Source organism: Paenibacillus sp. 01L418 (assembly GCF_056400045.1).
In genome coordinates this window covers 1-8,091 of the sequence record NZ_JBFTSN010000303.1, presented here as the reverse complement: position 1 = coordinate 8,091, position 8,091 = coordinate 1, and the positions used below count along the sequence as shown (strand labels likewise).

Annotated in this window: 10 protein-coding genes; 6 read left to right on the top strand and 4 right to left on the bottom strand. The window is 43.5% G+C overall.

The window, feature by feature from the left end; translation table 11 throughout:
• Nucleotides 1-856: oxygen-dependent tRNA uridine(34) hydroxylase TrhO (gene trhO, locus AC1DSE_RS25645; RefSeq protein WP_477528386.1), on the top strand; the 856-nt coding region annotated here is incomplete at its 5' end.
• Nucleotides 857-955: 99 nt separating this feature from the next.
• On the top strand, nt 956-1,102 hold the full coding sequence (locus AC1DSE_RS25640; RefSeq protein ID WP_179089728.1) for a hypothetical protein: 147 nt from the start codon (nt 956-958) through the stop codon (nt 1,100-1,102).
• Nucleotides 1,103-1,184: 82 nt separating this feature from the next.
• On the opposite strand, the gene AC1DSE_RS25635 is transcribed toward AC1DSE_RS25640, so the two are convergent.
• The 3 genes from AC1DSE_RS25635 to AC1DSE_RS25625 all read right to left on the bottom strand — a co-directional run bounded on the left by AC1DSE_RS25635 (nt 1,185) and on the right by AC1DSE_RS25625 (nt 4,202).
• On the bottom strand, nt 1,185-1,712 hold the full coding sequence (locus AC1DSE_RS25635) for a hypothetical protein (RefSeq protein WP_477511624.1): 528 nt from the start codon (nt 1,710-1,712) through the stop codon (nt 1,185-1,187).
• A 78-nt stretch (nt 1,713-1,790) separates the two neighbouring features.
• A complete protein-coding gene (locus tag AC1DSE_RS25630; RefSeq protein ID WP_441882222.1) occupies nt 1,791-2,876 on the bottom strand; it encodes an SH3 domain-containing protein in 1,086 nt (361 codons plus the stop codon).
• Between the two features lie 318 nt (nt 2,877-3,194).
• Complete coding sequence (locus tag AC1DSE_RS25625) at nt 3,195-4,202, bottom strand: SDR family oxidoreductase (RefSeq protein ID WP_441882225.1); 1,008 nt, start codon at nt 4,200-4,202, stop codon at nt 3,195-3,197.
• 213 nt (nt 4,203-4,415) lie between these two features.
• Here AC1DSE_RS25625 and AC1DSE_RS25620 point away from each other — a divergent pair, with 213 nt between their 5' ends.
• On the top strand, nt 4,416-4,898 hold the full coding sequence (locus tag AC1DSE_RS25620) for a PCYCGC motif-containing (lipo)protein (RefSeq protein ID WP_477511666.1): 483 nt from the start codon (nt 4,416-4,418) through the stop codon (nt 4,896-4,898).
• Between the two features lie 98 nt (nt 4,899-4,996).
• Here AC1DSE_RS25620 and AC1DSE_RS25615 read toward each other — a convergent pair whose 3' ends face one another.
• Nucleotides 4,997-5,506: a hypothetical protein gene (locus AC1DSE_RS25615; protein ID WP_477511623.1), complete on the bottom strand. Its 510-nt coding sequence runs from the start codon at nt 5,504-5,506 to the stop codon at nt 4,997-4,999.
• A 188-nt stretch (nt 5,507-5,694) separates the two neighbouring features.
• Here AC1DSE_RS25615 and AC1DSE_RS25610 point away from each other — a divergent pair, with 188 nt between their 5' ends.
• The 3 genes from AC1DSE_RS25610 to AC1DSE_RS25600 form a co-directional block, all read left to right on the top strand.
• Nucleotides 5,695-6,474 (top strand): SDR family NAD(P)-dependent oxidoreductase, encoded by a 780-nt coding sequence (locus AC1DSE_RS25610; RefSeq protein ID WP_477511622.1) that lies wholly within the window; start codon nt 5,695-5,697, stop codon nt 6,472-6,474.
• Between the two features lie 21 nt (nt 6,475-6,495).
• Nucleotides 6,496-7,281, top strand: coding sequence for an SDR family NAD(P)-dependent oxidoreductase (locus AC1DSE_RS25605; RefSeq protein WP_477511621.1), 786 nt, complete (start codon nt 6,496-6,498; stop codon nt 7,279-7,281).
• 64 nt (nt 7,282-7,345) lie between these two features.
• Nucleotides 7,346-8,091, top strand: a 746-nt coding sequence (locus tag AC1DSE_RS25600) for an enolase-like domain-containing protein (RefSeq protein ID WP_477528385.1), incomplete at its 3' end; no start/stop codon positions are given.

The window sequence follows — 8,091 nt, the reverse complement described above, 5'->3', positions numbered from 1 at the left end:
ATTTGTAGCTGTACCTGATGCTGAGCAGTTTGCTGCTGAACATCTTGCATATTGCAAGGAATTAAACGTAAAAGGCCGTATCTTAATTGCTGATGAAGGAATTAACGGAACGCTCTCAGGAACCATCGAGCAAACTGAACAATATATGGCGCATATGCGTGCGAATCCTTTATTTTCGGATATGGTTTTCAAAATCGACGAAACAGATAAACATGTTTTCAAGAAGATTTTTGTACGTTACAAGAAAGAGCTAGTGACGCTTCGTTATGATAAGCCTTTAGATCCGAATACATTAAGCGGCACTCGTCTATCACCTAAAGAATTTCATGAGTATTTGCAAAGAGAAGATGTTATMGTACTAGATGGCAGAAGCGATTATGAATACGATCTTGGTCATTTCCGCAACGCGATCAGACCCGATCTTGAAACATTCAAGGAGTTTCCTGAATGGCTTCGCGAGAATATGGCGGAATTCAAAGACAAGCCGATCATTACCTATTGCACAGGCGGCATTCGCTGCGAGAAGCTTACTGGCGTTATGCTTAGCGAAGGCTTTAACGACGTCTACCAGCTTGAGGGCGGTATTGTAACCTACGGCAAGGACGAGGAAGTACAAGGCAAACTGTTTGATGGCAAATGTTATGTATTCGATGAGAGAACATCCGTTGTCATTAATCAAACAGACGAAGCAGTTGTTGTAGGCAAATGCCACCACTGCCAGCAGCCTGCTGATACCTATATCAATTGTGCGGATGACTCCTGTCATTTGCAGCATATCGTATGTAAGGAATGTGAAGAAACGAAGCATGGTTTTTGCTCTACAGCGTGCGAAGAGCATGTTGTTAGCGTAAAATAATGAGCAAGCAGCTATAGATTTTGGTTATTTTGCTGGAACATGGTTAACCTAAGCTAGCCTCGGAGTTTTAGGCAATCACGCTAGTGGAGGTTATTGTGGATGGCTCACAACAAAAACAAATCAATTCCAAGCAAAAATCAAGCGTTTGAAGACAGCTCCAAGGAAGCGGAAAATAATTCAGCTTCGGCCAGAGCAGAGAATATCAATCAAAAAGGCCATGTTCCGAATAGCCCATCAACCGGCTAGACGAATAATCGTTTTGCAACAGAAAAAAGAGCTGCCCATGAGTGTTACTCACGGACAGCTCTTTTCTTATGTATTCCAAGGTTTATTTGGTGACAATGGCTTCCCAGCGATGCTGATATTTTAAAAGCCGTGGATGCAGCTGTGCAGGCTCTTCCGTCAACAAAAGCCTGATTTTCACGATCCATTCCTCGAATGATGAGAACGAAGCGAACATATTCGCCATTTCAGCCGTCATGAGTACAAATAGTGGTTTCGGATAGGTTTCGGCCAAATGTCTTAGAGCAAAATCGATTGGCGTATACTTCTTGCGTTTAATTTCAAAACGTTCAACAACGATGTTCGTCTCAGCTCGGTCCCGCTTCCATTCATGCAGTCGATCTTCCCGCTTATAAAATGGGCTGACGTTCTCTTTTGACATCCTCTTGATGCTCAGCTCATGCAGTGGATAGAGAACAAGCTTGCGAAAGGAACGCGCCTGCACCCAATCTGCGGCTAGATCAAGCTCTCGTTCCGTTGTATGCTCAAATGTATCATAGTATACAATCGTTCCTTTAAGCTCATCTACAGGCGGCTCATAGCCGAATGGCATTTTCTGCACGTTATCCACCATTTATTTGCAGCCTCCTATTATCTAAGTCGTCAAATGCTTAGGAGCCTAAAATAACATACTTGGTGGGAAATTGCCAAGTCAGAGCTTCCTGTAGTCACTTTTCATTATATTCTTCACTAAACTTGACCATTTGGAGTTGGCGGGACAATATTTTCGGGCAACCTTCTCAATGGTCGTTAGTCCCTTCCCTACATAATTTTTGGATAAGAGCTGTCCAAACTTTCGGACGCTGTCCCCTTTCGTTTCAAAGCTGAACGCTTTATTGTATTTATCGCCATCTATCGCATTGAGGCCAAATAAGTTGTTTTTACTCTTGGCCAGCCTGCTTTTGCCATTTCCACTCTCCAGCTTCATCACGGCTATTGTAAAATAAGCATTTATGCCGTATTCATCCTCCACTTCAAGGATAGCTTGTTCCAAATCATGCCCGGATAGTGCTGTTCCTTCGAATATTTTCTCAATATGCTCGATGGTAAGGCCAGAATCAGACTCTACAGCTGATGTTGGCTTCATAAGTTCTTCCTCTACTGCTTCTTCTAAAATTTCTATTTTATCTATACGTTGCTCCTCGCTTTTTGCCTTAAGTGCAGTGGCAGGCTGACGATTAACATCAGCAGCAAGGGATAATACGGAAACTTCACTTTTCACCTTTTTTGCATATCCGCCATGTACGTATCCACCATTTTGCAGCTTAAGCCAACCATTGTCTGTTTCTTCTGTAATTTCAAGCTTTGCTCCCTTTTCTACAACCTTTATAATATCCGAAGTGGCGCTCGGTTTTGTTCGAATGTTAAGGTAATACGCGGTAACCTCATATGTATTCATTAGTTTTTCAGCGATGGCTGGCGGTTGTTCAACTTCAAGAGTCGTTTCAAGCGGGATGGTTGGAGGTTGATCAGATGCGTTAACTGTAGCTGCGCTAATCTCGTTGAATATTACAGGTATAGGTGCTGGAGTGGGTGAAGCGATGACTTTTTTATTGTTCTCTAAGCTGTCAACAACAAGCGGTGATAGGGTAGTTAAGGAAAATGGATCTGCTGCAGACGTTTCTAAAGCTTGTGAATCCGGTTCGTTATTTAAAGGTTGGACGTACATGCCTAAAGTAATGACTAACGATAAAATGAGCAAGTAAACTAATAAATGCTGGTTCAACTTTTTTCGCATGATTATACCTCTCCCTTAAGTTAATGAAGTATACCTGTTACGATATAAGTTAGATGGCGAGAATAAGCAGGCATCAAGAAACAGTGGACGGTCTGTGAAGATTATATGTCGCTCATTCCTTCAAAAGACGAGTTTTTATGCTTCTTGTAAATTATGAGAAATTTTTTAGCATTTAGGGATCGAGGTTTAAAACACAAAAAAAGCGCTTCATCCCTAGAGGATAAGCACTTTTTTTTATCTATAAAAATCGCTAAAAAAATTTTTTTATTGCTCTAAATGTACGGCTTAAAATCTATATTTTCGTCATTTGCTTGCGCTTTATTTTTTAAATCCGGTTGCATGAGCAGCGATAATCGTATCCATCTGCTCGTTCCACTCATCATCTTCGGTGCATCGCTCAGGGTGAGCCTCAAACCATGCAACCGTCCGTTTAATCCCTTCCTCAAAGGAAAGATCCGCTGAAAAATCGGGAACTAAGCTTTTGATTTTGCGGTTATCAAATACGCTCGTGACAGATTTATCGCCGAGCAAGCCGCCCTCAAGATCAGGGTCATGCGAAATAAGAAACTCGGAAGAAATATGGACAAGCTTCGGCTCTACGCCAGCTGCTGAACCAATCGCTTCATAGATTTGATTCCACGTAAGGACTTCGTCTGAAGTTATATGATACGCCTCTCCGATCGCCTCAGCACGTCCAAGCAAGCCGACAAAACCTTTGGCAAAATCGGAATTATGTGTCATCGTCCACAAAGAAGACCCATCACCATGCACGATAACTGGCTGCCCCGCACGCATTCTTGCGATCAGAGACCATGGATGCTGCCAGCTGTTTAAGGCAGCGGGTATCATCGTATCGCCATAGGTAAATGACGGTCTTACGATAGTAACTGGAAAACCTGATGACGCCTGCTCATCGAGCAGCAGCTGTTCACATGCAATCTTGTCACGCGAGTATTGCCAATACTGATTTTCGAGCGGTGTTGCATCCTCTGTGATGATATAGTGCTTAGGCGGCTTCTGATAAGCAGAGGCTGAGCTTATAAATATGTATTGATTCGTTCGTCCACGGAACAACGCAATGTCCGTGCTGACATGCTCCGGCGTGAAGGCAATCCAATCGACTACCACATCAAACTGATAGCCTTCAAGTGCAGCAGCAGCCTGCTCGGGGTCGCGTATATCACCCTTGATGACCTTTGCCCCTTCTGGCACAAACTCGTCTCGCTTCCCTCTGTTAAAAAGATAGAGTTCAATTCCGCGTTCTAACGCGAGCTTAGAAACAGCTTCACTTATTAATCCGGTTCCACCAATAAACAATACCTTCATCGACAATCGCTCCTTTTTTGTATCTTGGCATTTGTTACGATTAAACGGGAGAGCTTACGGCTTAAACGATCTAAATCGTCAATTAATAGTACCATATACGTTACTCTTTTAATATTTGAAAATGCTATAATAAAACCAATTAATAGAAACAAGGAGCTGCTATACTTGAAACGATTAGCCCAAACCACACTCTATTCGGTTCTGCTCTCTTCGATGCTGCTCAGCGCATGCAGCAGCCAAACAAATTCAGCTGGATCAGCAACGAACGTACATGAAGCAAATGGCGGCAATCATGGTGATCATCAAACAGCATCTGGCGATTTGCAAGAGACGACAGCATCGCTTGATATTTTACCAGCTTTTCTAGATGGCGCCTCTGATAACCTGCGTATCGCCTATCAAACCGCTGCAACGGTTACGGATGTATTGCCCTATATCCCTTGTTACTGCGGGTGTGGCGAAAGCGCGGGACACCAAAGCAATCTCAATTGCTTTATCGCCGAAATAAAGGAAGACGGCTCTGTAGTCTGGGACGATCATGGCACTCGCTGCGGCGTATGCATTGAAATTGCTGTAACAACCGCAGCGATGAAGTCTTCAGGGATCGAAGTAGATCGGATTCGCCAAATTATCGACGAAACGTATAAAGAGGGTTATGCCAAGCCAACGAAGACAAAGCTTCCCTCTGCTTCCTAGTTTGTTCATCAATGATTTAAACAAATGACAGTCCAGAACAGGAGAAATCGTTCTAGACTGTCATTTTTTTTCGGAAGCTCCCAAGTCTATCAATCTACCTACTCTTCTAAAACATTATAAACCGTAGCAAATGATTGATCTGTTTTCATAATGGTATATCGGGAATGATCGCGATCAATCATGCTGCTGCTAACCGAGAAGTCAGCTATTGCTCGGTCTAGAGTAGTATCAAACACCACTTTATCCTTTTTCACAAAAACCAGTTTATGTACCGACTCATCCAGCAAAGGATATTGTCCGCTTATCTTTCTATCTATCCAATATCCGGCGTAGGAGGCTTCATTGGTCCATTCTCGTCCGACTGTTCTCTCCATCTCTTCTCTTGAGCGATAAGCTTCAAAAACAAACATTTTATCCCAATCAAATGGCGCGACTTCCTTCATATCAAATGTGGTTCCCTTATGTACAGCTGCCTTAAGCTGCTCGGTGAATAAGGCTTCATAATCGTTATTGACTCTAGTCATGCGATAGTTCGAGTAGCTCAAAATAAACGGAACAAAAATAATCATTAGAAGCGTGATGAAAATGAATTTTTTTATTTTGCGCATGGCTTTCCCTTCCATTTGGATTCCTATTCTCCCTTAATAACGAATGCAGTCATAGGGTTGTTGCAGTATTGGCGGATTATGCAAGAAATCAAACAAAATCATAAATTTACAGCATCGCTATGCTTGAACCAAAGTAACTAAAATAAGGCTATATACATCATTTTATGTCTGTTCCTTGGAGGGGATCTATGCGATTGCCAAATAAGGTTGTATTTATTACGGATTCAGACAGTGACAGCGGGAAAGCGATCATTCGACGTTTAAAGGAAAGCGGAGCGCATTTTATTTTGAATAGTCATTCAGGAGGCTCTGCGATTGGGTCAGAATTAAAGCTAGTACAGGACGCAGGCTTGCAGGCGGTCGTAGTCACCATTGACCTTTGTAAAACTGCTGAAGTCACGGATATGCTTCTATTCACGGAGCAGCAGCTTGGTACGGTTGATATTCTCGTTCACAACAATAATGAGATTTCTCCAAGCACAATTGAAGATGGAGATGAAGCGCTTTTTCAGCAAAGCATCGCAGTAAACGCCAAATCGGCATTTATTTGTACGCAGGCTGTGGGCAAACAGATGATGATGAAGCAAGCGGGGAAAATCATTTATGTCTCTTCCATTCATGCCGAGAAGCCGACTGGTTCAGCGTTTACCTACAGTATTGCAAAAGGTGCAGTTAAAATGCTGTCCAAAGAAGCAGCTCTTGTGTTAGGGCGATATGGGATCAGTGTCAATACCATTGAAGTGGGTTCTGTTGCTGGCGACGATGAGTTGTTTCACAGTCATCTATCCACCTTGTACAACGATTACGAATATAAGGTGCCTAATGCTGTTTTGTGCAGCAATGAAGATATCGCCGAGCTTGTGAATTTTCTCTCTTCCGATGAGGCGAGACTCATTAATGGTGCAGATATAAGGCTGGATGGCGGTTTTTTGCTTCATTATATGAATTTCAAAATGAAAAAACCGTAATCGCCGGTATGGAGGTGAATAATGAGTATCGTTGGCAAAATCGCTTTAGTTACCGGCGCAGGAACAGGAATTGGCAAAGGCGTTGCAATCGAGCTTGCACGACGAGGGGTTATGGTTGCCATTCATTATAATCAGAGCGATGCCGGTGCGCTTCATACCAAACAGATGATTGATGATTTCGGTGGAAGCTCGATGATCGTGCAAGCGAATATTTCGCAAAAAGATGAAATCGAACGGATGGTCTCCACCACTGCAGAGCATTATGGCGGCATTGACATTTTGGTTAATAATGCGGCATTGCAGCTGAATTATGGATTTTTTGAGCATGATGAAGCCTCTTTCGATCGCATGATGAACATTAATTTAAAAGGCTACTGGCAATGCATACAAGCCGTCGTTCCCTATATGAAGGAAAAGCAGTCTGGACGCATCATTAATATGTCTTCTGTTCATAGCAAGCGCCCCACCGATTTCGATGCCGTATATTCCATGACCAAGGGCGGTATTCGCATGTTAGGCAGAGAAAGCGCAATTGAGCTTGCAAAGTATGGGATTACCGTTAATACGATTGAGCCAGGAGCCGTTGATGTCGGCAAGCAAAGTGCCCGAGAATCGAAGCCAATCATGTCCGCCGAGGACGTCGCAAAGCATAAAAAAATGACCCGCTCTATACATGATAAATTCCCGCTTGGCCGTGTTGGCCGTCCACTCGACGTAGCTCAGCTCGTATGCTTCATCGCATCCAATGAAAGCGAATTCATGACCGGTTCAGCCATTCGACTTGATGGCGGCAGCATGCTGCTCTAGCCTAGCTCGATGAATGAGTTCAACCCTATTCAATACCTAACTTATAAACAAGGAGTGACCTTTCGTGTCCAACAATCCTTCTTATGAAGAAACGTTAGCCCATGTGAGCAAGCATGCAAGTCCTTCCGCACTGCGGATTACGGATATTCGCTTCACCGATATTGTAGGCGGGCCGTTTCATAGCAGCTTGATTAAAGTGTATACGAATCAAGGCTTAATCGGATTTGGTGAAGTGCGTGACGGTGCTGATAAAGTTTATGCGCAAATGCTGAAAGGTCGGTTGTTAGGCGAAAATCCATGCAATATTGATAAGCTGTTTCGCCGCATTAAGCAGTTTGGCGGTCATGCTCGTCAAGGCGGTGGTGTGAGCGGGCTCGAAATCGCTTTATGGGATTTGGCCGGCAAAGCATATGGCGTACCGATCTATCAAATGCTCGGCGGCAAGTTTCGTGACAAAATTCGAATGTACTGCGATACCGAGGTCGTCGGCAAGGATACAGGCACCGCCATGGGGCTCGCGCTTCAGAAGCGTATGGAGGAAGGTTTCACTTTCCTAAAGATGGATCTAGGCATCGGTCAAATTATTAATGAGCCAGGTACTTTAAGTGCTCCGATAGGCTTCATTGATGAGATGCGAAATGCTTCCAAAAACCGTTACAGTGCAAACCATGACACCTTAACCGAAGAAGAAATTCGTGATATCCGGAATCAACATTATGATATTCACAACATCCCCCATCCTTTCACGGCGATTCATGTAACGGATAAAGGGCTTGATATGCTGGAGCAATATGTGGCGGATGTACGCGC